Source organism: Streptomyces sp. NPDC051940, from assembly GCF_040680895.1.
Classification (GTDB): domain Bacteria; phylum Actinomycetota; class Actinomycetes; order Streptomycetales; family Streptomycetaceae; genus Streptomyces.
In genome coordinates this window covers 24788-47387 of the sequence record NZ_JBFAXR010000038.1, presented here as the reverse complement: position 1 = coordinate 47387, position 22600 = coordinate 24788, and the positions used below count along the sequence as shown (strand labels likewise).

The following is a 22600-nucleotide window of genomic DNA, read 5'->3' as shown; positions in this document are numbered from 1 at the left end:
TGAGTTCGCGGGCGGCCGTCAGGACGTCCTCGCGGCCGCGGAACGTCGCCAGGTCGGGCGGCAGTTGGCGGGGCATCTGGGCGGTACGCCGCCGCGCCTCGCGCAGCAGCGCGCCGAACGTCGACCTGTCCATTTCCACCCCCGGGGAGCCGCGCCCCCGGGGTGCCTTCCCACGGCAGGATGCGCTGCAGATAACGGCGCAATCTACGAGTTGTGGAATGGTCGTCAACGTATGACGGGTGGCGACCGGGTGACCGGTCGCCCCGCCGCCCCTACAGCCCGAAGTCGAGGGCCAGGCAGGAGTAGTACTTCCAGTCGCCTTCGGGATCGTACGACGTGCGCGCCCCGCCGCCCGGCTCGGCCTGCGCCGCTTCGGTCATGTCCTCGAAGCGGATCCGCTCGGGAAGCGTGCCGAAGCGGGCGCTGCGCTCCGCTGCCGCGAGGTCCGTGGCGACGTGCTTGCTCATGGCGGTACTCCACTTCATCGACCGTGGACGGTGCTCTGGTCTCCACCGGACGATGGCAAGCCTGCACGGTATTTCGTCACCAGTCAAGCCGGTGACGATTCGGAGCGCTTGCGACGGCCCTCAGCGCACCAGCCGGGCGAACGCCCGTACCTCGTCGGTGAAGAGCGCCGGCTGTTCGAAGGCGGCGAAGTGGCCGCCGCGGGCGGCGGTGTTGAAGTAGATCAGCCGGGAGCCGTAGACCCGCTCCGCCCACACCTTCGGCGTCGGGACGATCTCGTGCGGGAAGACCGTGAAGCCGACCGGCACGGCGAAGTCGTCGGGCGTGGCCGCGGTGCGGGCGTCCTCCCAGTAGATACGCGCCGACGACGCGGCCGTGGCGGGCAGCCAGTACAGCATCACGGCGTCGAGCATCCGGTCCACGCCGAGCACCTGCTCGGGGTTGCCGTCGCTGTCCGTCCACTCCAGGAACTTCTCGTAGATCCACGCCGCCTGCCCCACCGGCGAGTCGGTCAGGCCGTAGCCGACGGTCTGGGGGCGGGTGGACTGCTCGTACACGAAACCGGCGCCGTCGTTGAAGAACCGCTGCAGCTTCGCCAGCGCCTCCTGCTCCTCCGCCGTCGGCGGGTCGCCCACCGGCGGCGAGAACACCGGGAAGAAGTTGAGGTGGACGCCGGCCAGCCCGGCCGGTCCCTGCTTGGCCATCTCGTGCGTGACGCTGCCGCCGAAGTCACCGCCCTGGGCCAGCCAGCGGCGGTAGCCGAGACGCTCCATCAGCAGCCCCCACGCGGCGGCGATACGCGGGACGTTCCATCCCGTCGCCGCCGGCCGGTCGGAGAAGCCGAACCCGGGCAGCGACGGTACGACGACGTGGAAGGCGTCCGCCGCACTGCCCCCGTACGCCGGGGGATCGGTCAGCGGACCGATCACGTCCAGGAACTCCACGACGGAGCCCGGCCAGCCGTGGGTGAGCAGCAGGGGCACGGCCCCGGGGTGCCGGGAGCGTACGTGCAGGAAGTGGATGCCCAGCCCGTCGATCCGGGTGCGGAACTGGCCGAACCGGTTCAGCCGGGCCTCCACCCGGCGCCAGTCGTAGCGCGTACGCCAGTGGTCGGCCAGGGCGCGCACCCGGTCCAGCGGGGCGCCCTGCGAGCCGTCCGTCTCCCGCTCGGGGAAGCGGGCCGCCGCCAGCCGCCGGCGCAGATCGTCCAGCGCGCCGTCCGGCACCGCGAGCCGGAACGGCGTCACGTCCGTCGTGGCCTCGGGCAGCGCCAGGCCGGTCGCGGCGTGCGCCGGCGACGCCGCCGCCCAGCTCAGGGGTGCCGCGACGGCGCCGACGGCGGCCGCGGACTGCAGAACGTTGCGGCGGCTCGGGCCGCGGGTGCTCTCGTTGCGCACGGGATCCTCCCGGGGTAGGTCGTGGATGCGGACCCACCGTGGCAGGGGCGCCGGGAGCGGCCCAACGATTCCATGGGGGTGGAATCGGCGGGAGCTCTACATCCGCTGTGCGCCCCGGCCTTGCTCCACCTCCGGACCGCTCGCCGTGACCAGCCCGTCGGCCAGCTGTGTACGCCGGTAGAGCACCCGCCGACCGGACCGCCACGACGTCACCAGCCCACTGCGCCGCAGTACCGACAGGTGGAAGCTCACCGACGGCGGACTCTGCCCGAGCACCCGCGCGAGCTCGGTGGTCGTCTGCGGCAGCGCCAGCGCGTCGAGGACCGCCGCGCGGCTGTGCCCGAGCAGGGCCCCGAGGGCGCTCTCGTCGTCCGGCTCCCGCTCGTCGGCCTCCCACAGCGTGCCGACGCCGCGGCAGGAGTAGACGACCGTCGCGGGGCGGCCGGGCTCCTTGTCGACCATCAGTCCCGGCCACGCGAACACCGACGGGATGAGCATCAGCCCGTCACCCGCCAGATCGTGGTCGACGGCGTGCCGGCGCTTGCCGATCTGCAGCACCTCACCGGACACGCTCATCTCGGGATGCAGCCCCGACAGCAGCGCGTCGACCCCGCCGCCGGTCAGCCGGCCGGCCCGGTACGCCACGTCGTCCTCCAGCACGGCGCGCAGCCGGGGCCAGTACGGCTCGATCGCCACCTCCCAGTAGCACCCGAGCGCGTCCGCCAACCGCCGTGCCCCGCCCACGCCCTGGACCGCGGCAGCCGCCCGCGGCACCGGCTCGCGCCCGTACACGGCCGCGAGGTCGGCGCGCACCGTCGCGGGATCCGTGGCGGCGACGGCCTGCAGCTGCACGTCGATCGTCCCGGGCCGCGCGGCCGCGGCGAAGAGGAAGTCCGCCACGTACGGGCCCGCGGGCACCACGGCGCCCAGCAGCGCCATGTCCACCACGCGCAGCCCGTCCCGGGTCGCCGCCGCCCACGGCCGGTGCAGCGGCGACACCCGCCGGGACGCCAACTGGTACAGGCTCTGCACGACTTCCCCGAGCGGCGAGCACCCGAACCGGGTCCTCGCCACGTCAGCCCAACTCATCCGCAGCCGGATCACGTCGCGATCCTAGGCCGGTTCACGCGCCGGGGACACGGTTCGGCGCACTGCTTAGGCGGTCCGGCCGGGGCCTTAGGCGTCATCTGAGGTGTGCGGGCCCGGAACTAAGGCGTGGGGGGAGCGGAGATACCGAAGTCGCCCGATGTGGCGGACCCCCCTGGGGCGCGACAGTAGTAACACAAGGCCGGGGACACCGGCCGAGAGCCTCCCAAGGAGACAGAAGATGTACGACTACGAGATCGCCAAGTCCCGCAACGCCGAACTGCGCCGTGCGGCCGCCGCCTACCGGCTGGCCCGCAAGGCCAAGGCGAACCGCTCGCGGTCGCAGGCCGCGGGCACCCGCCGCGAGTGGGTGAAGGCCGCCTGAGATGGCGGCCGGACCGCCCGGCCGCGAAGCCGGGCACACGAGGACAGGAGCAGAGCGAAGGCCCCGACCGGGGAAACGGTCGGGGCCTTCGCTCTGTGCGGGCAATCCCCCACCCGGGTGACCTCACCCCGGCCGGGTGATTCGCACAGCGCCGTTCCGAGTGCCCGCCGCGGTGGCGCAAGCCCCCCACCGCCGTACCGAACACGCGATCCCGATGACCTCCTTTCCGGGCCGTGACTGCCCTCCAACGGGGGTCGTTTCTCCGAGCATCCGTCCGAACGAGCAGCCCAGGAGGAGCGCGCATGTCCCTGCATCCCAACGTCAACGGTGCCCGCTTGTTGTTCGAGCGGGTCGGTCAACTCCACGGCGCCACCGCGGACCGCGCCGCCACCGGCGACCGCCCGGCACCGGACCGGGAGGCGCGCCCGTGACCGACCGATGCGACCGGAGCGAAGTGGACGTGATCGTCGTACTGCAGCGGCCCAACGGGCACGTGCTGCTGCTGCGGCGTGCTCTCGGCGGCCGGCTGGCCCTCGTCGCCGGTCCCCTGCTGGCGGGGGAGGCGGTCCGCGCCGGGGCGGTGCGGAAGGTGGGGGAGGAGATCGGGGTGGAAGTCGCCACCGGCGACCTGGAGTTCTGCCATCTGGCCGATCACCTCCGCCCCGACGGCGTACCACGCCTCGGCGTCGTGTTCACCGCGCAGCGCTGGGCGGGGGAGCCCTTCAACGCCGCCCCGCACCGGCACACCGGCCTGGTGTGGGCACGCCCGGGCACTCCGCCCGCCGACTGCGGGACCGCCACCGGCGCGCTCCTGCGGCGCTTCTCCGGCGGGGAGCTGTACTCCGAACACGGCTGGCCGATCACGCTCGACGGGGGACACCGATGACGACCGAACCGCTGGCCGGCACCCGGCCCGCCCCGCCGCCGCCCGCCGAGATCACCTACACCGGGCAGCACGCGGTGAACCCGCTCGGGGAGGTCTCCTTCCGTGCCCTGTGCGGCCGGCTCCCTGCGGTCCTGCGCCGTATCGCGGCGATGGCGTGGGCCGTCGACCGCCGGGCCGTGACCCTGCTCCTGGTCTGCCAGCTCACCACCGGCGTCGCCGCCGCCGTCGCCCTCACCGCCACCGCCCGCGCCATGCGGCCGCTCCTCGGGTCCGGGCCGGTCGACGAGCGGCTGCGGCAGGCGCTGCCCGCGCTGCTGGCCGTCGCCGCGGCCACCGCCCTGATCCGTGCGGCGACCGCCCTGGCCGCCTACGCGGACCGGCGGATCACACCACGGCTGACCACCGCCACCGACACCGCGCTGGTGGAGGCGGTCTGCCGCGTCGAGGCCGCCGCGTACGCGGCCGACGGCTTCTCCGACCGCCAGGAGGCCGCGGAGATGGGCGTCATCCGCACCCATGTCATGGTCCACGACGCCCAACGCTTCCTGGCCGCCCTGATCAGGATGGTCACCGCGAGCGGGGTGCTGTCCGCTCTGCATCCGCTGATGCTCCCGCTGCTGGTCCTGGCCGTGCTGCCGGCGGCGGTCGGCGCGGTGCTGGCCGCACGGGTCGACTACGGGATCCACTACGCGAACGTCGTCGACCGCAACGTGCGCGGCATGATGCGCTGGTGGTCGACCACCCCGAAGTACAGCGACGAGGTCCGCGCCAACTCCATGGCCGACTACCTGCTCTTCTGGTACCGCTCCCTGTCGGAACGGATCGACCGGCGCACCCTCGCCGCCACCCCGCGCACCCTGCGCATCGCGCTCGGCTCCTCCTTCGCCGGCGGGGTGTTCCTGGTGGGTACGTGGACGGTGCTGGCGTGGCTGACCGCGACCGGCCGGGTGGGCCCGGCCGTCGCCGCCACCGCGGTGATCGCCGTACAGACGACGCTCGCGGCCCTGTCGCAGGTGGTGACCAACGGGGCTGCCGTCTTCCACACCAGTCTGTATCTGGCGGACATGCAGTCCTTCCTCGACGACGCCGCCGCCCGGCGCCCCAGGCGCGGCCCGCACGCCCTGGTGCGCCCGCCGGTGGAGGAGATCCGGCTGGAGGAGGTCAGCTACCACTACCCCGGCAAGGAGAAGCCCGCCGTCGACCGGGTGTCCCTGACCCTCCGGCGAGGCCAGATCCTGGCCGTCGTCGGGGTGAACGGCTCCGGCAAGTCCACCCTCACCCGCCTGATCACCGGCATCTACCTCGCCGACAAGGGCACGGTCTCCTGGAACGGCACCGACCTCGCCGGGACGGACCCCGCGTCGGTGTGGCGGCACACCGGGCTGGTCCCGCAGATCTTCGCCCAGTGGCCGCTGCGGGTCCGCGAGAACGTCACCCTCGGCCAGCCCCGTACGGCCGACGACGACGCGGTGTGGGAGGCGGTCGACGCGGTCGGCATGCGCGCGGCGGTCGAGGACCTCCCGGCCGGGCTGGACACCCTGCTGGCCCGGGAGTTCTTCGGGGGCGCGGAGCTGTCCGGCGGCCAGTGGCAGCGCCTGGCCTGCTCGCGCGCCCTGTACCGGCGGCCGGAGCTGCTGATCCTCGACGAGCCGACCTCGCAGCTGGACCCGCGCGGGGAGCACGCCGTCTTCGAGCAGATCAAGGCGATCGCCGCCGGCCGGATCACCATCGTGGTGACCCACCGGCTGGAGAACACCAAGGTCGCCGACCACATCGTGGTCATGGAGGGCGGCCGCATCACCGAGCAGGGCCGTTACGACGAACTCGCCCACGCCGGCGGCACGTTCGCCGGACTCCTCGCTCTCTCACAGGACCGCTGAGCTCTCTCAAGACCGCTGAACTCCATCGCAGGGAAGGAACAGCCCCGATGACCCCCGAGACCGCCAACGCCACCGCCTGGCAGCGGTACGGCAGCCACCACCTGCAACGCGGCACCACGACGCCCGAGGTGGACCGCATCGACTGGGGCTGGTGGAACACGGGCCCCGGCGCCGAGGTCCTCGGCGACCTGGCCGGCAAACGCGTCCTGGACCTCGGCTGCGGCGTCGCCCGGCACGCCGCGCACCTGGTGCGGGAGTACGGCGTCACGATCGACGCGGTGGACGCGTCACCCACGCAGCACCGGCGTGCCCGCGAGCGCTACGGCGACCTGCCCGGGCTGAACCTCATCCAGGCCGACGCCGTCGAGCACCTGGACACCACCGACCCGTACGACGTCATCTACGCGATGAACACCTTCCCCTACATCGACCCCCACCGGCTCCTCCCCGCGGTCGCCCGCGCCCTGGCCCCCGGCGGACGGCTCCACTTCACCGCCTTGCACACCGACGCTGCAGGGCACGGGCCCGCCTCCGAGGTCGCCGCCAGGCCCGAGACGCTGCACCTGGCCGGCGGCGGCACGCTGGCCGTGCGGATGTGGGTGCTGACCCCGACCCTCTGGGAGGACCTCCTCGTCGAACACGGCCTGCGCCTCGACCAGGTCGACACCCTCGACGCCCCGGACGCCGGCAACCCCGTCTCGTACCGCCTCTTCCACGCCCACCGCCCGCCCCGCGTCACGTCCCGGCCCCGCGCCGCGCTCCCGCCGGTCGCGCACGCGGCGATCGGTGTCGGCGCCGTCCTGCACACCCCGCGCGGGGTGCTCCTGGGCCGGCACCGGCGCGGGACCTGGGAGCTGCCCGGCGGCACCGTGGAACCGGGGGAGTCCCTGACCGGGACGGTCGTGCGCGAGGTCCGCGAAGAGACGGGCCTGCACGCACGCCCTGCCGACGTGAGGCTGCTCGGCACGCTGCTCGACGACGTCCAGGGGGTCGTCCGCCTCACGGTCGCCGCCGAGGTCACCGCCTGGCGCGGCGAGCCCCGCGACCAGCCGGACGAGAAGCTGGGCGACTGGCGCTGGTGGCCGCTGCACCGGCTGCCCGACGGTCTGTTCGTCTGCAGCGCGCAGGTCCTCACCGCCTGGCGCAGCGACCTCCCCGTCGACCATCCGCCGGCCCACTTCACGCCGTACGCCGTCGAACCGAGGCGCCGGCCATGAGCGTGCCCAGCGCGGCGGCCGCGCCCACGGCGCCGAGGGTGAGCCACAGCGGGCGCGGTCCCACGGGGAGCAGGGCCGCGCCGGCGAGCGGTGCGAGTGCCGCGCCCGCCGCCCAGCTCATGCCGGAGACGCCCGCGTACGTGCCCTGCAGTCCGGGCGGGGCCAGGTCCGCCACGATCGAGGGCAGCGTCCCGGCCACGACGATCTCCCCGGCGGTCCAGACCGCCACCGTGAGCGCGAGCGTGCGCGCGTCGTGGACCAGCGCGGTGAGCGCGAAGCCGGCGGCCACCACGGTGGTCCCGGCGGCCAGCACGCGGACGCGGTCCCAGCGCGCCAGCCATCCGGTCACCGGCAGCTGGAGTACGACGATCAGGACCCCGTTCAGCGCCATGGCGAGGCCGAAGTCCGCGCGACTGACCCGTTGTTCGGCCATCGCGAGCGGGAGCGTGGTGAACGCCTGGGCGAACAGCAGGCCGTACGCCGAGGTGACGGCGCACACCGCGAGCATCGGGCGGTCGCGCAGCGCGGTGCGCAGCTGCGGGCCGGGCGGCGGCCCCTCGGCCGGGCGCGACTCGGGTACGGCGCGCCACACCACGGCGGCGAAGACCAGTGCCACGGCCGCGTTCACGCCGAACATGGCATGCGCCCCGTGGTCGGCGAGCCGGCCGCCGGCGACCATCGCGACCGCGTAGCCGAGGTTCGTCGCCCAGAACAGCAGCCCGTACGCCCGCTGCCGCAGCGGAGGCGGTACCAGGTCGGCCACCATCGCCTGCGCGGCGGGCCGGTACGACTCGATGGTGAGCCCGAGGAGGAACGCCGCCACTGCCACGGCCGTGAATCCGCGCGCCGCGCCGAGGGCGACCATCGCGGCCGAGGTGGCGAGCATGCCGCAGGTGAGGGTCGGCCGGCGGCCGAACCGGTCGGTGAGCCAGCCGGCCAGCACATGGGAGAGCAGCGACCCCACGCCGAAGGCCGTCATGACGGCTCCGGCCCGGGCGAGGGTGAAGCCCTGGACCTCGACCAGGTACACGGACAGGAAGGGCTGGACGATCGCGCCCGTGCGATTGATGACGACGCCGAGCCACAGCGTCCAGAAAGGGCGCGGCAACGACGAGGGACCGGAGGGTGCCCGGGACGGCCGGGGCGTGAGGACTGCCATGCCGGTCATGGTTGACCCGGGACCCGCGAGCCCCTAAATGTTTCATCCGTGACTGAACCCTCGTATGCCGAGTTCGACTTCACCTCGGTCGACCTGGCGAGGCTGAGGTTCGCCTTCTCGCCAGTGTCCGAGGCGGTGGCCGCTCTGCGCGTGCTGCAGGAGCCCGGCCGGCAGGCCCTGCACCTGCCGTGGATCCGGGCGGTGCGGCCGCGGCTGGCCGGGCCGGACCTGCGGCTGCTGTTCGCGCTGGTGCCGCCGGGCCCGTACTTCGCGGACTTCCTGACGCCCGCGCCGACGAGTCCGCTGCCGGACATCGACGCGGAACTGGCCGCCGTCGGCGCGGCCGACCTCGGCGAGGCCGTCGCGGAGGCGAGCCGGCTGCCCGGCGCGGACGGACCCGTCCTGCGCGCTTTCCTGGCCGACCCCGCCGCCGGGGTCAGCCGCGCGGCCGCGGAACTGAGGCTGTTCTGGGACACGGCGCTGGCCCGGTTCTGGCCGCAGATCCGCGGCCTGTTCGAGGCGGAGGTCCTGCGCCGGACCCGACAGCTGGCCCGGGACGGCGCGGGCGCGATGTTCAACGACCTGCACCCGAACATCGCCTGGGACCACGGGCGGCTGCGGGTGCGCACCCGGGTGTGGCGGCGCAGCGGACCGCTGAGCGGCGACGGCATGATCCTGGTCCCGAGTGTCTTCCACTGGCCGGACACGGCCGTGATGGCCGAGCCGTACCAGCCGATGCTCGCCTATCCCGTACCCGGCGTCGGCACGCTCTGGTCGCAGGGGACCGTTCCGACGCCGGGGGCGCTGGACGCGCTGATCGGCAGGACCCGGGCCCGGGTCCTCGTCTCGCTCGGCGACGCCGCCACGACGACCAGCCTGGCGCGGCGGCTGTCCATGGCCCCGGGCGCGGTGAGCCAGCATCTGACGGTGCTGCGGGAGGGCGGGCTGGTGACGCGCCGCCGCAGTGGGCGCGAGGTGTTCTACGAACGGTCGCGACTGGGCGACACGCTGTGCGCCACGCCCTGAGTCCCGCCCCGCCCGGCCTCAGGACTGACCCGGCGTGATCCGGGCCACATCGGCGGCCGCGGATCCCGGTGATGTCACATCCGCCGCGACGGCAACCGTCCCAGCGGTGTCAGAACGACACCGAAGCAGGCGGAAGCCGCTTCTCTCCCTGAGGAGATCATCATGCAGGTTCTCGTCACCGGTGCCACCGGCGCGGTCGGCAGCCAGCTCGTGCCGCAGCTCGTCGAGGCCGGCCACTCGGTCGTCGCGGCGACCACCTCCGAGGCCAAGACCGCGCGGCTGCGCGACGCGGGGGCGACCGCGGTCGTGCTGGACGTGCTCGACGCCGCCGCGGTACGGGACGTGGTGGAGCGGTACCGGCCGGAAGTGATCATCCATCAGGCGACCGCGCTGGCCGGCAACCTGAAGCTGCGCAAGGTGGACCGGGACTTCGCGGTCACCAACCGGCTGCGCACGGAGGGCACCGACAACCTCCTGGCGGCGGCCAAGGAGTTCGGCGTACGCCGGTTCGTCGCGCAGAGCGCGATGCAGGTGCTGTACGCCCGTACCGGAGGCCCGGTGAAGACGGAGGAGGATCCGGTCGACACACATCCGGCGCCCGGGAGCGAACAGACCGTCGCCGCGATCCGGCACCTGGAGGAGGCGGTGACCTCGGCACCCGGCATCGACGGCATCGTGCTGCGGTACGGCGGCTTCTACGGCCCCGGTACGTCGATCGAGCCGGGCGGCGAGCAGCTGGAGCTGGTCACAAAGCGCCAGTTCCCGGTGGTCGGCGGAGGCGGCGGCGTCTGGTCGTTCACGCACGTCGCGGACGCGGCCGCCGCCGCGGTCACGGTGGTCGACCACGGTGCACCCGGCATCTACAACATCGTGGACGACGACCCGGCACCGCTGGCCGAATGGCTGCCGTTCCTGGCGGAGGCGGCGGGCGCGAAGAAGCCCATGAACGTCCCCCGCTGGGTGGGCCGTCTGCTCGCCGGCGAGTTCATCGCCATGGCCTCGACGCAGATCCGCGGCGCCTCGAACGCGAAGGCGAAGAAGGACCTCGGCTGGACGCCGCGGTACGCCTCGTGGCGACAGGGCTTCAGGGAGATGATGCGGCGGTGACCCGCCGGTGGTCGAACCTCCCGGCCGCCCGGTCCGGTACCGCGTGGAGCCACGTCACGCGGTCGGACCCGGGCGGCAGGCCAGGCGCCGACCGCACCGGAGGCCCACAGCGCGGCGAAGCGGTCGCTGCCGGCGATGAGTTCGCCGACCAGGCCGGTCAGGCGCGCTGAGCGGGAAGCGCCCCGTGGCACGGCGCAGATCGGCCACGACGGCGGTCTCGGCGGCGCCCTGATCGCGCGACGTCACGGGCCAGTGCGACAGATGCGGGCCGCCGCCGTCGAGACCTCCAACCCGGAGGAAGGGACGAGACCGGCCAGCCGGAACAGGTGCTCCCGCTCGGGACCGGTCAGCCGCAGGGCGCGCGCGAGTGCGGCGACCACCTGCGCCGACGGGGTGGTGGAGCGGCCCTGCTCCAGACGCACCACGTAGTCGACGGGGATCCCCGCCGGCTCGGCGAGTTCCTCCCGCCGCAGCCCCTTCGCGCGGCGCGTACCTCCGTGCGGCAGCCCCACCGACGCCGGGGAGATGCGGTCACGCCACGCGTGGAGCGTCGCACCCAGTGCCGTCCCGTCACTCGCCATACGCCGACTCTCGCTCCTGGCCTCCGCGTGACCGCCGAGGATCTCGACACCACCGTCGAGTGGTACGCGAGCCGGCTCGGCTTCACCGTCGACCAGCGATTCGACGCCCACGGCACGCGGTTCGTCTTCCTCGTCGGCGGCGCCGTCAGGATCGAGCTGATGGCGGGCGCGTCGCGGCGTCCCGTACCGCCCGACGACGTGTTCCGGCCGGCGCATCGCGTTCATCAGGGACAACCTGGGGAACATCATCGAGCTCTCCGGGCCGGACGCCCCGCCGGTCAGCCGGCGATCGGCACCTCCCGGTACGGCGTGATCCGTACCGGCCCCAGCAGGCCGTACTCCTGGCGGGTCTTGGCGGTCTGGGCCGGGAAACCCTCCGTCACCCGGAGGCGGTTGCGCAGGGGGGTGGCGACGCGGACGGTGAGGGTGTTCGTGCCCTCCCTGACCTGATCCGCGAGGTCGAGGTGCCGGGTGACCTGGTCCGGGGCGGGCAGCACCGTGCCGTTGACGGTCACCTCGACCGTGTCCGTGACCCGGCCGAGGTCGAGCCAGGCACCGTCCGCGCCGGTGAGGTGGAACGTGGTGCGGTAGGTGCCGACGCCGGAGACGTCCGCCAGGCCCGGGAGCTCGGACCAGGGCCGCAGAGCACCGAGTTCGAGGTCGTGCCGGGTGATCGCGAGCCTGCCGTCCGTACCGCGGTGCCAGTCGTCGACGGACAGCGTCCAGCCGCCGGGCTGCGCGGCGGCCGCCACCACGGGCACCACCACCCGGCGCCGCGTGCCGTCGTCCAGCGTGACGGTGTACGTGCCGGCGGCGGTGGCGCGCAGACGCAGCGCGCCGCTGTCCCCGACGACGACCTCGCCGCCGGTGGTGGCGACCGCGTGCGGGGCATGGCGCCCGGCGAGGGCGATGATCGTGGAGGCGCCGGGGGAGAGGCTGAGCGGAACGCTCACCCGGCCGGAGCCCGCGCGGTAGCGGCCGAGCGGGGCGATCGTGCCGGTCCAGGCGTCGAGTTCGTACGGCCTGCCGGTGCCGGCGAGGGAGACGTCCGCGGTGACGGTCCGGTCGGTGGGGTTGTGCAGGTGGTACAGCTCGCCGGAGGGCACGGTCCGGCGTACCGCCGCCAGACCGGCGGCGTCGGCGGCAGGCGTGACCCCCAACTCCTTCAGCACCGCCGCCAGCCCGTCCTGGCCGTACACCCGGCGCACCGACGGCTGACGGACCAGCACCTGGAGCAGCCGGGCGAGTTCGGCGTCCTGCCGACCGGCCCGGTGGGCGCCGGGGACGCGGTCCGGCAGGGCGCCCACGACCACGATGGGCAGGCCGCTGCGGGCGTGCGCCAGCAGCAGCCGGGCGGTGGCTACCGGCAGGGTGGGCGGGCGGTCGAGGACCAGCGCCCGGTAGCCGGGGCCGTCGGGGGCCAGCCGCCCGCCCGCCACGGTGGTGCCGGCCAGCTGGTCGGGTCCGGCGTAGTCGTACGTGTAACCCGCGGCGCCCTCAGGCACCCGCACGTCGTGGCCGTAGCTGTGGCGGTAGACCACCAGGTCCACCGAGGGGCGCCCCTGTCGCAGCACATGCTGCACCCGCGCCGTCCAGTCGGTGATCTTGTCCGTGTCGGCCCAGGTGGGCTGACGCGGGCCCCAGGCCTCGGAGAAGCCGTTGCCGCCCTGGCTGGTGAAGGGGGACCAGCCGGGCCAGCCGGTCTCGCCGACGCGCTCGGCGCTGGAGTAGCCGTGGAAGACGATCTGGTTGACGCCGTGCGCGAAGGCGGTGTTGAAGTGCGCCAGCATCTGCGGCCAGGTCTGCGCGTACGCCTCGTCGAGCGTGGCGCAGCCCTCCAGCGAGTACACGCGCTGGCCGGAGAGGTGGACGGAGCCGGCGGAGATCCAGCGGAACGGTTCGTCGGCGTAACCCGGCGCGAGGCCGAGGGACTCCGTCTCGTTCACGTCCAGCGCCGCGCCCACCGTGGCGACGTCGGTGGTGGTGCCGTAGGGCTGGGCACGCAGCCTCAGGCCCAGCCCGTGCGCCCACTGCTTCAGCGGCTCCACGTGCTCGGAGAGGTAGAGGTCGGTGAGGGTGCGGTAGTAGTCCTCCCGGACGCGCGCCCCGATGCCGTCGGTGAACTCGAAGTCCGGGGCGTCGTCGGGGCCCACCGGCGTGTACTGCCGGTGGATCCTGTCGATGAACACCACGGGCAGCAGCGGGCGGAGGCTGTAGCCGCACAGCTGCTCGAAGCGGGTGAGCAGGCCCCAGGTCCAGTGCTGCGCGGAGTCCAGCTCGAGGGAGTCCTCGAAGACGTCGCCGCCGTTGGCCCGTAGCAGGCTGCGCAGCCGGGGCGTGAGCACGTGCGCGTCGGTGTAGTCGGTCGCCGACCGGGTGCCCGCGGCGCTGAAGTGGTCGACGATGTAGGCGGGTTCGGCCGACACGGACTGCCGTACGACCGGGATCTGCCCGGTGCCGCGCTGCCAGAACCCGAGCAGCAGCCACGTCCCGTCCGCCGGCGCCGTGAAGGAGACGGAGCCGTCGCGCACCGCGCCGGTGAGATCCACCAGGGTGTCCTTCTCCAGCACGGTCGGCTTCGCGTCCGCCGGGCCCGCGCAGCGGAACGCCTGCACCGCGACGAGGGTCTGCCGGGTGACGCCCGCCGCGGGCGCCGGGCCGGCCGGCACCGGCCCGTCGTACGACTCCCCGCCGGCGAGCACCGTGCGCCCGTACACGAGCTCCTGCGCCGACTCGGGGCTGTCGGGGGTCAGTCCGGGCGTCAGCAGCGGCCACGCCGGGCCCACCGTGAGGTCGACGCGTACGCCGTACGCGCGGCCGGCCGCGACGGCCTGCTCCAGGCGCTCGGTCAGGACGGGGCTGCCCCAGCCGTAGCGCTTCGGGTCGGAGGTGAAGAAGCACTGGATCTCCACGGCCCCGAAGCCCCGGTCCGCGATCGCCTTCAGCTCCGCGTCCACCGTCTCGGCGGTGATCTCGCCGCACGGCCACCAGTAGCGGATCTTCGGCCGGGCCCCGGCCGGCGGGCGGGCGAACCCGGGGACCGGCGACGCGGCGGCGGCCGGTACGGCGGCGGCTCCGGTGAACGCGGGAGCCAGCGTGGGCGCGACGGCGGCGGCGGTGGCGCCGGCCCAGAACTGCCGGCGGGAGAGAGGGGGCATGACGGCTCCAGGGGCTTTTGAGTGCGGTGGCGACGGATCGCGGAGATGAAACGATTCAATCCTCAGGACTAACGCGCGTTAGTACATGACAGGAACGGGGTGAGAGCAAGAGGGCAGGAGATTACGAGCGCATAACGAAGGGCCGGGTCCTACGATGACCCGGTCGGCACCACCGCAGTCCCACGGTCGACGAGAGGGCCATGACGCAACCTGCCAAGAGGACCACGAGCGCGGACGTCGCCCGCGCCGCCGGGGTCTCGCGCACCACGGTGAGCTTCGTGCTCAACGACCGCCCCGGCCAGACGATCCCCGAGGACACCAGGCGCCGCGTCCTGGAGGCCGCCCGGCGCCTCGACTACCGCCCGCACGCCTCGGCCCGTGCCCTGGCCGCCGGGCGCAGCGACATCGTCCTGCTGTCCGTCCCCGACCTGCCGATCGGGCAGAGCATCGGCCGCTTCGTCGAGGAGCTGGCGTCCGCTCTGGCCGTCCGCGGCCTGACCCTGGTCACCCATCTCGCGGGCGCCCACGGCCGTCCCCTGCCCGATGTGTGCGCGACCCTCAGCGCCTCCGCCGTGACCAGCCTCGACTCCATCGACGACGACACGGCCGAGGCCCTGTGCCGGGCCGGCGCGGACGTCGTACTGCCGCGCGGCGCGTCGGACGACGTCGGGATGCGGGCGGTCGGCAGGCTGCAGGCCGAACACCTCGTCGCCCGCGGCCACCGCAGGCTGGGCTACGCCCTGCCCCCGGACCCCGCCCTGCAGCCCATGGCCGAGAGTCGGCTGCTGGGCGCCGCCACCGCGTGCGCGCAGGCGGGCGTGGCCGCGCCCGTTGTGCTGGAGACGCCCCTGGAGGCCGCGGACGCGGCGCGGGCCGTCGCGGGCTGGCGGGCGCAGTCGGTGACGGGGGTGTGCGCCTTCAACGACGAGACGGCGACCGCGGTCCTGTCCGGGCTGCGCCGGCACGGCCTGACGGCACCGGGCGACCTCGCCGTCGTCGGCGCCGACGACATCCCCACCGCGCGCCTGACGGACCCGCCGCTGACCACGGTCGCCTTCGACCTGCGGGCGGCGGGCCGGCACCGCGCCGAGGTGATCGCCGCGGCGCTGGAGGGGCGGGAACCGCATCTCCCCGACGCGTGGCAGGGGCCGCAGCTCGTCGTACGCTCGTCCGCCTGAGGTCCGCCGGCCGCGGACCTACGCGGTTCACGGGGAGAGCCGCTCCGGACGGAAGTCGGCGAGCAGCTCGTCCCTCTCCCCGCTGAGGATCTCCGCGGCGAGCAGCCGGCCGATGACCGGCCCGAGCGTGATCCCGCTGTGGGAGACGGCCTCGTAGTAGCCGGGCACGGACGGCACCGCTCCCACCGAGGGGAACCCGTCCGCCGGGATGGGCCGGTTGACCACGCGGGTCTGCGCGATGGGGCAGTCGCCGAGTTCGGGGACGACGTGGCGCGCCGATTCGTGGAGCAGCCGGGCGAGTTCCGCCGGATCTTCGCCGGTGTCGATGAGCGCGTCGACCTCGCGGCTGTGGAGGACCACCGAGGTGTCCCCGTCCGGACGCAACTCGATGCCGGGCGCGTGCATGGCCCGGCGGACCGGGACCTTCACGCAGTCGAGCCGGGTGACGACGCCCGGCTCGCGGCGCATCGGCAGGTGCCGTGCGACGAGGCCGGCGATCCGGGCGGCGCCGGGACCGGCCGCGTTCACGACGATGTCGACATCGAGCCGGCTCCCGTCCGACAGGGCGACGTCGCGAACGCTCCCGTCGGCACCCGTGCCGATGTCGTGCACCGCGACGCCGAAGCGGTGCTCGGCGCCGGACGCGACGGCCTGGCGGACCAGACGGGCGACGAGATGACGTCCGTGCACCCAGCCCTCGTCGGGGTAGTACACGACCGCCGCATCGCCGGGCACCGTGACGGCGGGTTCGAGGCGGCGGCGTACCTCGGCCCCCGTGCACACCTCGGCACGGTAGCCCCAGCCGGTCAGCAGTTCGACCGCGGCCAGGAGCTTCGCCTCCGCCGCGGGATCGCCGGCCCAGCGCAGATGCCCGCTCGGATACCACCACGAGTCCGGACCGATGGTCCCGGCCAGCTCGCGGTGCGCCGCCATGCCCGCGACGTTCAGGTCGAAGTAGGACCTGCATACGGTCTTGTTGCTGGCGTTGACCCAGGAGAAGGACCAGTTGGTGACGCCCTCGCCCGCTTGACCCCCGTCGATGAGGACCACCTCGGCGCCGCGCCGGGACAGGTTCCAGCCCACGCAGGCTCCGAGGACGCCGACTCCGACGACAGCGACCCGTACGGGCCGCTTCACAGACCCGATCCCCATGTACACCCCTTCCCGGACGGCGAACTCCCGTCCCCAGCATGCCCGTACCGCCGCCCTCCCGGCCGGCGATCCCCTGACCGGACACTCCGGCACGCGCGCCACCGGGAAAAGAGTTTGAGCGAGGCGGTGCGCCGCGGATACCGTCGTGGCGGATCGTGAGTCGTCGTAGGGAGGTGAGACCCGTGAACACAGTTACCCATGGGTGCTCCCTCATCCCGTCACGGTCCGGCGGCTGACCTTCGGTGTCGCCAGGAGCGCCTGAGAACGAGGCACTCCTGGAAGGGAGACTCCGATGAACACGAAGCCTTCTCCATCCGGCCTGAGCGGGAACGCCGTGGTGATCACGCGCGTAGCCGACAGGCAATGGCACGCACTGGACGACGACCTGGTGGTCGGCAGCGGGTATGCGCAGACCCGGCCCGACGGACGCCTGTTCGTCGGCATCGACGCATGGCACGACGCCGCCTTCGACCGCCTCGCCGAGGCGATGCTGGCGGAACTCCCGTCGCCCCTGTACACGGTGGTCGACGAGGACGACCGCGAACTGACGGCCAACTGGCGTCGCGCAGGGTTCACGGACGGGCGCCGCGAGTGGGAGTACGCGGTGCCGACCGATCCGCGGACCACCGGGCTCCAAGACGTACTCCCGCCCCCGGGCGTGACGATCGTGCCCGCCGGTCAGGCGGACGAGGGTCTGCTGCGGGCGGTGGACCGCGCGATCCGCGACGACGTCGAGGCGGCCGGCGGGTGGTGGCGGTCGATGCCCGCGGAGGTGATTCCGCACCCCGAGGGCGACACCATCGTCGACCCGTCGAAGTACGCGGTGGCCGCCGCTGCGGACCGCTACCTGGGCCTGATCCGCGTGGTGACGGTGAACCGGCCGCGCATCGGGCTGGTGGCCGTCCGGGCCGGCGAGCAGCGCCGCGGCATCGCCCGGGCACTGCTCGCGCACACACTGGGGACGCTGCACCGCTCCGGGTACGCCGTGGCCCACGCCGAAGTACACGAGTCCAACCAAGCGGCCTCGGCCCTGTTCCGGGGCATCGGCGCCCGGCCGGTCGGCAGCAATCTGGAGCTGGTCCGATGACGAGGAACAAGAACGTCATCGAAGCCGAGGGCAGGGTCGTCGAGTGCCTGCGCAGCGCGATGTTCACCGTCGAGCTCGACAACGGCCACCAGGTGCTCGCGCACATCAGCGGGAAGATGCGCAAGCACTACATCAGGATCTACCTGGAGGACCGGGTCCTGGTGGAGCTCCCGCCGTACGACCTGACGCGCGGCCGGATCGTGTTCCGCTACCGGAACTAGCGCCGGCCGGCACCGTCCGCGGCAGCTGATCGCGGGCCCCGGTCACGCCCTTTGGGTGACCGGGGTCCGCTCCGGCCGCTCGAAGCGATCGAGCATCGCCCGCAGCGCCCCGGCCTCGGCGACCGCGCCGAACGCCTCGGTGCCCGGCTCCAGGCGCACGCCCTCGGCCAGCGGGCCCGCCATGACGGGGTCGAAGCCGAACGCGTCGACCAGCCGTGCCGCCTCGGCCAGGTCGCGGGGGTCGTCACCGGCGATCGCGAGTGCCCGCCGCCCCGGGGTGCCCGCGGGGCGGGCGCGGTCCTCGAGGTCGTGGTAGCCCATGTGGTTGAACGCCTTGACCACCCGCGAGGCCGGCAGATGCGTTTGCACGATCTCGCTGGACGAGGTGCGCGGATCGGTGAGGTCCTCGCGGACCCCGTCGGTCTCCCACCAGTAATTCATCGCGTCCAGCACCAGCTTGCCGCGCAGCTCCTCGGCCGGAACGGTGCGGTACTTCCCCAGCGGGAGGGCCAGGATCACCGCGTCCGCCCCGGCCGCGGCCTGCGCCGCGGTGACGGGGACGGCGCCGGGCGTGAGCACCTCGGCGGTCAGGGCGATACGGTCCGGGTCGCCGGATCCGGCGATGAGCACCCGGTAGCCGGCCGCCAGGGCGAGCCGTGCGAGCACGGTACCGACCTTGCCCGCGCCCAGGATGCCGAGGGTGCGCACGGTGGTGTCCATGTGTTCTCTCCTGCGTCTCTCACGACTCTTACGACTCTTACGACGCCTGCAACCGCGCCGTCACTCTCCGTCCGCGAGGATGTCGCGGACCATGGGGACGACCTTGCTGCCGTACAGCTCGACGGCGCGCATCCGGCTGCTCATCGACGCGGGCCCGGTGGTGTAGATCAGGTCGAACCGTCCCGCGTCGAGCGCCCCGACCGTGGCCGCGATCTTGCGGGCGACCGTCTCCGGGGAGCCGACGTACAGCGAGCCGTTCTCGATCTCGTGCGCGTACTCCTCGGACGTGACCGGCGGCCAGCCGCGCAGCGCGCCGATGCGGTCGCGCATCAGCTTGAAGTGCGGCCAGTGCAGCTCGCGTGCCTCCTCGTCGCTGTCGGCGACGAAGCCCGGCGAGTGCACGCCGACCGGGTACGCCGTCGTGCCGAACTTGTCGGCGGCGCGCCGGTACAGCTCGGTGTACGGGGCGAAGCGCTTCGGCGGACCCCCGATGATGGCGAGCATCAGGGGGAATCCGTAACGGGCGGTACGGACCACCGACTCGGGCGAGCCGCCGACCCCGACCCAGGTGGTCAGGCGGCCGGACTCCGTCTTCGGGAAGACGTCGGCGTGCACCAGGGGAGCCCGCTGGGTGCCGCTCCAGGTGACGGGCTTCTCCTTCAGCAGCTCGGCGAAGAGCTCGATCTTCTCCTCGAACAGCGTGTCGTAGTCGGCCAGGTCGTAACCGAAGAGCGGGAAGGACTCCGTGAAGGAGCCGCGCCCCAGGATGATCTCCGCCCGGCCGTTCGACAGCGCGTCCAGCGTCGAGAAGCGCTGGAACACCCGGACCGGGTCGTCCGAGCTGAGCACGGTCACGCCGGAGGAGAGGCGGATGCGGCTGGTGCGGGTGGCGATGCCGGCCAGCACCGTTTCCGGGCTGGAGACGGCGTACTCGGGGCGGTGGTGCTCGCCGAGGGCGAGGACGTCGACGCCGGTGTCCTCCGCGAGCACGGCCTCCTCCACGACCTGCCGGACGGCCCGCGCGTCGGAGACGAGGGCGCCGGCGTCGTCCGTCGGCACGTCGCCGAAGGTGTCCAGGCCGAAGGTGACGTCAGACATGAGGGGCTCCATTCACGGTACGGTGGCGTCTCGTGAGCGTAAGCGGACTTTACCCCGCTTCCTATTCCCGAGGAGTAGGTTGGACGGCATGGACCGATCCCTGGTGCCCGTGGGCCGTCCCCGCGCGGAGCGCGCGGACGCCGCCCGCAACCGGAAGCAGCTGCTGGCCGCCGCGCGGGCGATGATGGCGGAGCTGGGGGCCGACAAGGTCACGATGGACGGCCTGGCCGAGCGCGCCGGCCTGGGCAAGGGCACCGTCTACCGCCGCTTCGGCACCCGCGCCGGGATCTTCCACGCGCTGCTGGACGACGACGAGTACGCCTTCCAGCAGCGGGTCCTGACCGGCCCGCCGCCGCTGGGCCCCGGGGCCGCCCCCGTGGAGCGGCTGATCGCGTACGGCCGCGCCCGGACGGAGTTCCTCACCGCCCACCACGTCATCGCGCGCGCCGCGCTGGACCGCAACCGCCCGGTCCCGGCCGGCGAGGGCGTCGGCTTCACCCGGGCGCACATCGGCATGCTCCTGCGCCAGGCGCACCTGGCGGTCCCGGACCTGGGCAGCCTCACGCTGCAGCTGACGTCGGCGCTGGAGGGCCCGCTGCTGATCTTCCTCTCGCTACCGGGCCCCGACCCGGCCCCCGCACCGGACACGGCGCCACTGGCGGACAGCTGGCAGACGCTGGTCGAACGGCTCTGCCGGACGTGACCCCCACCGGACCCTACGGCGGCGACTCGGTGAAGTAGGCCGCGCTCTCCGCGTCCGCCGGGTAGTACGACTCGATCGCGACCTCGTCCAGCGTGATGTCCACCGGGGTGCCGAACGTCGTGATGGTCGAGAACAGCCGCAACTCCCGGGCGCCGAACCGGAAGACCATCGGGACGACGATGTCGGACTCGATACGCCCGCCCGTCTCCTCCCCGCCGCCGGGCGCCAGCCAGTTCCTCGTACAGCGCGCCGAGCTCCGCGTCGGGAGCGACCGCCAGCTGACGCGAGACCCGCGCGCGCAGTACGGCCCGCACGTCGCCCATGTTGACGATGTGCGGGGCGAACCCGCGCGGGTCGAGCCCGAACCGCAGCATGTTGACCGGCGGCCGCAGCAGCTCCGGGGCGACGTAGGCGAAGAACGGGTCCACGGCGCGATTGGCCAGCACGATGTTCCACCGGCGGTCGAGGACCAGCGCCGGATACGGCTCGTGCGCGCGCAGCACCCGCCGGACGGCGTCACGTGCCGACGACAGCGCGTCACCGTCGAGCGGCCGCTCGGTGTACCGGGGTGCGAAGCCCGCGGCGAGCAGCAGCCGGTTGCGTTCCCGCAGCGGTACGTCGAGGTGGGACGCGAGCCGCAGGACCATGTCCGCGCTCGGGTTGGACTTGCCCGTCTCGACCAGGCTGACATGGCGGGCCGAGACGTCGGCGGCGATCGCGAGATCGAGCTGGCTGATCCGCCGGCGATGCCGCCACTGCCGTAGAAGCTCCCCGACCGTCGCCACGCTGACCGAGGCTACCCTTCGCGGCGCCGGGCGCCATGAAATGGGAGTTCATCGACAACTGCCGGGAGTGCGCCGAACACTGGGCGCATGACCACCGAGAACAAGAAGATCGTCGAACAGACCCTGGCGGAGCTGGTCGGGACGGGCGACGTCGACGCGCTCGCGCGGCGGCTGAGCGAGGACTTCATCCACCACAAGCCGGACGCGACCTCGTCCACCAAGGCCGAGTGGCTCGCCGCCGTCCGCGCCGTCCCCCTGGCCGGACTGAGGGTCGAACTCCGCCATGTGCTGGCCGACGGCGATCACGTCGTCCTGCACTCGCACCGCTGGATCGAAGGCGGCGGCCCCGGGATCGCGGCCGTCGACATCTGGCGGCTGGAGGACGGCCTGATCGCCGAGGCATGGGAGCTCATCGAACCCGTCGCCGACTCGGCGGCGAACCTGCTGTGGTGGCAGTCGGCCGAAGGCTGACCGACGTGTGTCGCCGGGCCGGGAAATCAGTCGCGCCCGCGCTGCCTCAGCGGCTAGCTTCCGCCCGTGCCGTACGGCACGGCATACGACCCCGAAGGGAGCTGGCATGGAGACCGAGGGCAGCCGTACCGACCGGCTGGGCATTCTGCTCGAACAGTTCGACAAGGCCCGGGAGATGGCCCAGGTGCGGCTCACCGGCCTCGGCGACGAGGAGTACCTGTGGGAGCCCGTGCCCGGCTGCTGGTCGATCCGGCCGCGGGGCGAGGCGAGGACGGCTCGGGCCTTCGGACCCGGCGCCTGGGTCATCGACCGCGGCGCCCCCGACATCCCGGCGAGCGAGTACGCGGAGGTCGCCCGGCAGGTCGAGAGCGGTATGACCGTCGAGCAGATCGCCGACGACTGGAGCGTCGGCGTCGCCAGGGTCGAGGAGGTCCTCGCCCACACCGGTGAGCCCGAGCCCGACGAGGCGCCGGTCACGACGATCGCGTGGCGGCTCGGGCATCTGCACTACGAGTTCGCCGGAGACTGGGAGTGGACCTTCGGCGAACGCCGCCAGGACCCCCACCAGATGGTGGACTTCAGCCCGTCCGCCGCCGAGACCCTCGAGCGGTTCTGGGCGGTGGTCGACCGCTGGCGGGACAGCGTCGGATCGGTCACCGAGGAGCAGCTGGACACCGTCGGCCTGTGCGCGTACCCGTACAGCTCCGCCCCGTACGAGCCCTACGTCTCCGCGCTGTCGGGCTCGGTCTTCGAGTTCATCCACCACATGGCCGAGATCGCGCTGCTGCGCGACCTGTGGCGGGTCACGTCGAAGCCCGCGCCGTAACGGCGCCCCGCC

Annotated in this window: 21 protein-coding genes and 3 pseudogenes; 13 read left to right on the top strand and 11 right to left on the bottom strand. The window is 73.4% G+C overall.

Translation table 11 applies throughout. The features are described 5' to 3' along the window. Positions 1 to 272 precede the first annotated feature (272 nt). The 3 genes from AB0M28_RS17345 to AB0M28_RS17335 all read right to left on the bottom strand — a co-directional run bounded on the left by AB0M28_RS17345 (position 273) and on the right by AB0M28_RS17335 (position 2936). Complete coding sequence (locus AB0M28_RS17345) at positions 273 to 467, bottom strand: hypothetical protein (RefSeq protein ID WP_365404828.1); 195 nt, start codon at positions 465 to 467, stop codon at positions 273 to 275. A gap of 120 nt (positions 468 to 587) precedes the next feature. Next, on the bottom strand, positions 588 to 1862 hold the full coding sequence (locus AB0M28_RS17340; protein WP_365404825.1) for an epoxide hydrolase family protein: 1275 nt from the start codon (positions 1860 to 1862) through the stop codon (positions 588 to 590). 96 nt (positions 1863 to 1958) lie between these two features. Beyond that, a complete protein-coding gene (locus AB0M28_RS17335) occupies positions 1959 to 2936 on the bottom strand; it encodes a DUF5937 family protein (RefSeq protein WP_365404822.1) in 978 nt (325 codons plus the stop codon). 253 nt (positions 2937 to 3189) lie between these two features. Between AB0M28_RS17335 and AB0M28_RS17330 the strand changes: the two genes are divergently transcribed. From AB0M28_RS17330 to AB0M28_RS17310, 5 genes are all read left to right on the top strand, one after another. Then, entirely contained in the window at positions 3190 to 3333 is a 144-nt protein-coding gene (locus tag AB0M28_RS17330) for a hypothetical protein (protein WP_365404819.1), read from the top strand. Between the two features lie 302 nt (positions 3334 to 3635). Next, positions 3636 to 3764 carry a hypothetical protein gene (locus tag AB0M28_RS17325; protein WP_365404816.1) on the top strand — a complete coding sequence of 43 codons (129 nt, stop codon included), beginning with the start codon at positions 3636 to 3638 and terminating at the stop codon, positions 3762 to 3764. After that, positions 3761 to 4219 (top strand): NUDIX domain-containing protein, encoded by a 459-nt coding sequence (locus AB0M28_RS17320; protein WP_365404813.1) that lies wholly within the window; start codon positions 3761 to 3763, stop codon positions 4217 to 4219. The genes AB0M28_RS17325 and AB0M28_RS17320 overlap by 4 nt, the downstream gene beginning before the upstream one ends. After that, the gene (locus AB0M28_RS17315; RefSeq protein WP_365404810.1) at positions 4216 to 6099 is read left to right on the top strand and encodes an ATP-binding cassette domain-containing protein; all 1884 of its coding nucleotides are present in this window, start codon (positions 4216 to 4218) and stop codon (positions 6097 to 6099) included. Before AB0M28_RS17320 ends, AB0M28_RS17315 begins: the two co-directional genes overlap by 4 nt. 47 nt (positions 6100 to 6146) lie before the next feature. After that, positions 6147 to 7316: an NUDIX domain-containing protein gene (locus AB0M28_RS17310; protein WP_365404807.1), complete on the top strand. Its 1170-nt coding sequence runs from the start codon at positions 6147 to 6149 to the stop codon at positions 7314 to 7316. Here AB0M28_RS17310 and AB0M28_RS17305 read toward each other — a convergent pair. Continuing rightward, positions 7279 to 8475, bottom strand: a complete 1197-nt coding sequence (locus tag AB0M28_RS17305) for an MFS transporter (protein ID WP_365404804.1) — start codon at positions 8473 to 8475, stop codon at positions 7279 to 7281. The genes AB0M28_RS17310 and AB0M28_RS17305 overlap by 38 nt on opposite strands. 48 nt (positions 8476 to 8523) lie before the next feature. Between AB0M28_RS17305 and AB0M28_RS17300 the strand changes: the two genes are divergently transcribed. Together AB0M28_RS17300 and AB0M28_RS17295 are read left to right on the top strand one after the other, a co-directional pair. Beyond that, on the top strand, positions 8524 to 9501 hold the full coding sequence (locus AB0M28_RS17300) for a DUF5937 family protein (protein WP_365404801.1): 978 nt from the start codon (positions 8524 to 8526) through the stop codon (positions 9499 to 9501). A 162-nt stretch (positions 9502 to 9663) separates the two neighbouring features. After that, positions 9664 to 10608 (top strand): NAD(P)-dependent oxidoreductase, encoded by a 945-nt coding sequence (locus AB0M28_RS17295; RefSeq protein WP_365404798.1) that lies wholly within the window; start codon positions 9664 to 9666, stop codon positions 10606 to 10608. Between the two features lie 293 nt (positions 10609 to 10901). Here AB0M28_RS17295 and AB0M28_RS17290 read toward each other — a convergent pair. Together AB0M28_RS17290 and AB0M28_RS17285 are read right to left on the bottom strand one after the other, a co-directional pair. Further along, positions 10902 to 11189 (bottom strand): annotated as a pseudogene (locus AB0M28_RS17290) (helix-turn-helix transcriptional regulator); the annotation flags it as partial. 278 nt (positions 11190 to 11467) lie between these two features. After that, positions 11468 to 14347, bottom strand: coding sequence for a glycosyl hydrolase (locus tag AB0M28_RS17285; RefSeq protein ID WP_365404795.1), 2880 nt, complete (start codon positions 14345 to 14347; stop codon positions 11468 to 11470). A 200-nt stretch (positions 14348 to 14547) separates the two neighbouring features. On the opposite strand from AB0M28_RS17285, the gene AB0M28_RS17280 reads away from it, so the two are divergent. Next, entirely contained in the window at positions 14548 to 15525 is a 978-nt protein-coding gene (locus AB0M28_RS17280; protein ID WP_365404792.1) for a LacI family DNA-binding transcriptional regulator, read from the top strand. Positions 15526 to 15552: 27 nt separating this feature from the next. On the opposite strand, the gene AB0M28_RS17275 is transcribed toward AB0M28_RS17280, so the two are convergent. After that, on the bottom strand, positions 15553 to 16677 hold the full coding sequence (locus AB0M28_RS17275; protein ID WP_365404790.1) for an FAD-dependent oxidoreductase: 1125 nt from the start codon (positions 16675 to 16677) through the stop codon (positions 15553 to 15555). Between the two features lie 292 nt (positions 16678 to 16969). Here AB0M28_RS17275 and AB0M28_RS17270 point away from each other — a divergent pair, with 292 nt between their 5' ends. Continuing rightward, entirely contained in the window at positions 16970 to 17764 is a 795-nt protein-coding gene (locus AB0M28_RS17270) for a GNAT family N-acetyltransferase (RefSeq protein WP_365404787.1), read from the top strand. Further along, complete coding sequence (infA, locus tag AB0M28_RS17265; RefSeq protein ID WP_365404784.1) at positions 17761 to 17985, top strand: translation initiation factor IF-1; 225 nt, start codon at positions 17761 to 17763, stop codon at positions 17983 to 17985. The genes AB0M28_RS17270 and infA overlap by 4 nt, the downstream gene beginning before the upstream one ends. Positions 17986 to 18027: 42 nt before the next feature. On the opposite strand, the pseudogene AB0M28_RS17260 reads toward infA, so the two are convergent. After that, a pseudogene (locus tag AB0M28_RS17260) lies at positions 18028 to 18726 on the bottom strand (NADPH-dependent F420 reductase); the annotation flags it as partial. A 39-nt stretch (positions 18727 to 18765) separates the two neighbouring features. Continuing rightward, positions 18766 to 19803, bottom strand: coding sequence for an LLM class flavin-dependent oxidoreductase (locus tag AB0M28_RS17255; RefSeq protein ID WP_365404781.1), 1038 nt, complete (start codon positions 19801 to 19803; stop codon positions 18766 to 18768). Between the two features lie 88 nt (positions 19804 to 19891). On the opposite strand from AB0M28_RS17255, the gene AB0M28_RS17250 reads away from it, so the two are divergent. Then, the gene (locus AB0M28_RS17250) at positions 19892 to 20506 is read left to right on the top strand and encodes a helix-turn-helix domain-containing protein (protein ID WP_365404779.1); all 615 of its coding nucleotides are present in this window, start codon (positions 19892 to 19894) and stop codon (positions 20504 to 20506) included. Positions 20507 to 20519: 13 nt separating this feature from the next. On the opposite strand, the gene AB0M28_RS17245 is transcribed toward AB0M28_RS17250, so the two are convergent. Together AB0M28_RS17245 and AB0M28_RS17240 are read right to left on the bottom strand one after the other, a co-directional pair. Continuing rightward, positions 20520 to 20675 (bottom strand): hypothetical protein, encoded by a 156-nt coding sequence (locus AB0M28_RS17245; protein WP_365404777.1) that lies wholly within the window; start codon positions 20673 to 20675, stop codon positions 20520 to 20522. 28 nt (positions 20676 to 20703) lie between these two features. After that, positions 20704 to 21291 (bottom strand): annotated as a pseudogene (locus AB0M28_RS17240) (helix-turn-helix transcriptional regulator); the annotation flags it as partial. A gap of 87 nt (positions 21292 to 21378) precedes the next feature. On the opposite strand from AB0M28_RS17240, the gene AB0M28_RS17235 reads away from it, so the two are divergent. Both AB0M28_RS17235 and AB0M28_RS17230 read left to right on the top strand, forming a co-directional pair. Next, complete coding sequence (locus AB0M28_RS17235) at positions 21379 to 21762, top strand: nuclear transport factor 2 family protein (RefSeq protein WP_365404774.1); 384 nt, start codon at positions 21379 to 21381, stop codon at positions 21760 to 21762. 106 nt (positions 21763 to 21868) lie between these two features. Continuing rightward, complete coding sequence (locus AB0M28_RS17230; RefSeq protein WP_365404772.1) at positions 21869 to 22588, top strand: DinB family protein; 720 nt, start codon at positions 21869 to 21871, stop codon at positions 22586 to 22588. Positions 22589 to 22600 lie beyond the last annotated feature (12 nt).